General features: G+C 71.7%; 3 protein-coding genes and 1 tRNA gene. All 4 read left to right on the forward strand.

Translation table 11 applies throughout. The annotated features are described in order from the left end of the window. Window positions 1–23: 23 nt before the first annotated feature. Window positions 24–2,102 (forward strand): penicillin-binding protein 2, encoded by a 2,079-nt coding sequence (gene mrdA / locus HUU95_RS11155; protein ID WP_174280180.1) that lies wholly within the window; start codon window positions 24–26, stop codon window positions 2,100–2,102. Then, window positions 2,099–3,208, forward strand: a complete 1,110-nt coding sequence (gene rodA / locus HUU95_RS11160; RefSeq protein WP_174280181.1) for a rod shape-determining protein RodA — start codon at window positions 2,099–2,101, stop codon at window positions 3,206–3,208. Before mrdA ends, rodA begins: the two co-directional genes overlap by 4 nt. A gap of 70 nt (window positions 3,209–3,278) precedes the next feature. After that, window positions 3,279–3,354: transfer RNA gene (locus tag HUU95_RS11165), tRNA-Lys, on the forward strand. Window positions 3,355–3,389: 35 nt separating this feature from the next. Then, window positions 3,390–3,534 (forward strand): DUF6481 family protein (locus HUU95_RS14795; RefSeq protein ID WP_368039813.1); only part of this gene is annotated, 145 nt, incomplete at its 3' end.

Consider the following 3,534-nt stretch of genomic DNA (forward strand, 5'->3'; position numbering starts at 1 on the left):
ATCGACGCGCGCCGGGGCCGCGCGTGAACGGGCCGCCGCTCACGGAGGCGCAGCAGGGTTATACCTTTTCGCGCCGCGCCTGGCTGCTGGGCGTCGGCCAGGGCGCGGTCGGGCTGGCGCTCGCGACCCGCATGGGCTGGCTCGCGATCGCGCAGAACGCGCATTACCGGACGCTGTCGGAGAGCAACCGGGTCAACACCACGCCCGTGCCGCCCCGGCGCGGCTGGATCGTCGATCGCCACGGCGTCCCGCTCGCCAACAACCGCACCGTGTTCCGCGTCGACCTCGTCCCCGAGCGGCTGGAGGACCTGGAGCGCGAGCTGCGCCTCGTCGCCGACCTGCTGGGCCTGCCGCCCGAGGAGGTGGAGCGCGTCCGCCTGGACGTGCACGCGGCGGCGGGGTTCCAGCCGGTGCAGGTCGCCGAGAATGTCGGCTGGGAACGGTTCGCGGCGGTGTCGCTGCGCCAGCCCGAGCTGCCCGGCATCGCGCCCTCGCGCGGCTTCTCGCGCGCCTATCCGGCGGGCGCGGCGGTGGCGCATCTGACCGGCTATGTCGGTGCCGCCAACGCCGAACAATATAAGGCGGAACACGACCCGCTGCTCGTCACCCCCGGGTTCAAGCTCGGCAAGGACGGGCTGGAAAAGATGCTGGAGCACCAGCTGCGCGGCAAGGCGGGCGCCAAGCGGGTCGAGGTCACCGCGCGCGGCAAGCTGGTGGCGGAGCTGGCGACGCGCCCCGACCTGCCGGGCGCGACGCAGCGGCTGACGATCGACGCCGGGTTGCAGGAGTTCGTCGCGCGCCGGCTCGGCACCAATTCGGGCTCGGCGGTGGTGATCGATTGTCGCGACGGCGGCATCCTCGCGCTCGCGTCGATGCCCGCTTATGATCCCAACAGCTTCTCCGCCGGGATCAGCCACCTCGAATGGGACATGCTGTCGCAGGACGATCACGTGCCGCTGATGAACAAGGTGACGCAGGGGCTGTACCCGCCCGGCTCCACGGTGAAGCCGATGCACGCGCTGGCGCTCCAGGCCGCCGGGGTCGATCCGCATGCCCGCGTCAACTGCACGGGCGAGCTGCGCGTCGGCACCGGCCGCTTCCACTGCCACGTCCGCCACGGCCACGGCCCGATCGACATGCGCAACGCCATCGTCCAGAGCTGCGACATCTATTTCTTCGAGATGGTGCGGCGACTGGGCTATGACCGGATCGCGCCGATCGCGCGCGCGATGGGGCTGGGCCAGCGCTTCGACCTGCCGCTCGCGACGCAGCGTTATGGCACCGTCCCCGACAGCGCCTGGAAGCGCCGCCGCTACAAGTCGAACCTGACGGTGGCGGACGGGATCAACGCCGCGATCGGGCAGGGCTATGTGCTCGCCAACCCGCTTCAGCTCGCGGTCATGGCCGCCCGCCTGGCCTCGGGCCGCGCGCTGGTGCCGGCGCTGCTGGCCGGGCACGTCCGCCCCGATGTGCCCGACCTGCCCTTCGCGCCCGAGCACCTTCAGCTGGTGCGCGAGGCGATGTGGGGCGTGGTCAACGGCGGCGGCACGGGCGGCGCCGCGCGGCTGGAGATTCCCGGCGTCGCGATCGCGGCGAAGACCGGCACCGCGCAGGTGCGGCGCATCACCATGGCCGAGCGCGCGCGCGGCGTGCTGCGCAACGAGGCGCTGCCGTTCAAGCTGCGCGATCACGCGCTGTTCGTCTGCTTCGCGCCGGCGGACCGGCCGCGCTACGCCGCCGCCGTGGTGATCGAGCATGGCGGCCACGTCACGCGCAACCTCGACACGCCGATGATCGGGCGCGACATCATGACCTATCTGCTCGACCAGGACCGCGCGCTGAAGTCGCTCGCCGCCAACGAGCCGAGCTGGGGCGGCGACATCGCGACGCGCATGGCGGCGGAGGCGGACGCCTATCGCGCCGCGCGCCAGCCGCCGCCGGCGGCGGTCGCCACCAAGAACGACACCGACGTGCCCTCCACCGCGCCCGCCGTCGAACAGGCGACCGACGCCGCGTCCACGACACAAGAGAGCCTCGCCACCGCCGGGCCGCAGGGCAACACCGTCGCCGAGGACGGCACCACCGAGGCACCCAAGGAATGAGGGCCGGCGGCGTCGTCCCGCGCCCGCTTGCGGAGCTGCCCTGGGGCGTCATCGGGCTGGTGGTCGCGATCGGCGGCTTCGGGCTGGTGGTGCTCTTCTCCGCCGCCGGCGGGTCGATCAGGCCGTGGGCCTTCCCCCAGGGCGTGCGCTTCGCCGTGTTCGTCGCCGCCGCGCTGGTCGCCAGCCGCGTGCCGGAGGGCTGGTGGCGCGCCGCCGCGATCCCGGTCTACGCGCTACTGGTGATCGCGCTCGTCGGCGTGGAGGCGCTGGGCCACATCTCCGGCGGATCGCAGCGCTGGCTCGATCTCGGCATCATCCGCCTTCAGCCGTCCGAGCTGATGAAGCCCGCGATCGTGCTCGCCGTCGCCGTCTTCTATGATCGCCTGCCCCCGCGCGAGACGCGGACCTGGGCGGGGCTGTGGCCGGCCGTCGTCCTCGTCGCCGTGCCCGCCGCTTTGGTGATGCTCCAGCCGGACCTCGGCACCGCGATCATGATCGGGGCGGGCGGCGTCACCGTCATGTTCCTGGCGGGCATCCCGCTGCGGCTGTTCGCGGGCGGCGCGCTGTTCGTCGGCATCGCCGGCCCGCTGGCCTTCCGGTTCGTGCTGCACGATTATCAGCGCAACCGCATCCTGATCTTCCTCGATCCCGAAAGCGATCCGCTGGGCACCGGCTATCATATCAGCCAGTCCAAGATCGCGATCGGCTCGGGCGGGCTGTTGGGCAAGGGCTTCCTTCACGGCACCCAGTCGGCGCTGGAATATCTGCCCGAGAAGCAGACCGACTTCGTGTTCGCGACGATGGCGGAGGAATGGGGCCTGCTCGGCGGCTGCCTGCTGATCCTCGCCTTCTTCCTGCTGATCCGCTGGGGCGTGGGCGTCGGCCAGCGCGCGCGCAGCCGCTTCGCGCGGCTGACGGCGGCGGGGCTGGCGACGACGATCTTCCTCTACGTCGCGATCAACCTCGCCATGGTCATGGGCCTGGCGCCGGTGGTCGGCATCCCGTTGCCGCTGGTCAGCTTCGGCGGCTCGGCGCAGATGACGGTGCTGCTGTGCCTGGGCATCCTGCTCTCGATCGACCGCGCCAATGCGCGTGCGCCGCGCTGAAAGGCTTGCATCGCGCTGCCGTGCTGGCTAGTGGCGCGCCTCTGATCGGGGGCGCTCGCCCGTCGATCATGGACGCATAGCTCAGTTGGTAGAGCAGCTGACTCTTAATCAGCGGGTCCTTGGTTCGAGCCCAAGTGCGTCCACCATCGTCCTCGAACACGAAAACGGCGCCCCGGCATCCATGGCAGGTTTCAAGTCCCCCGACTTCAACGAGCGCGCCGCCGCCGCGCGTGACGCCAAGGCCAAGGCGCTGGCCAAGCTGCGTGACAAGGCCGCGCCCGACCCTGAGACGATCGCCGCGCGCGTCGCCGCCGAGCAGGCGCGCG

The organism is Sphingomonas bacterium (assembly GCF_903643065.1).
In the GTDB taxonomy this organism is placed as follows: Bacteria; Pseudomonadota; Alphaproteobacteria; order Sphingomonadales; family Sphingomonadaceae; genus Sphingomonas.

Excerpts from the sequence above, each read along its gene's own strand:
- rodA (WP_174280181.1), top strand. The coding sequence starts at position 2,099 with ATGAGGGCCGGCGGCGTCGTCCCGCGCCCGCTTGCGGAGCTGCCCTGG.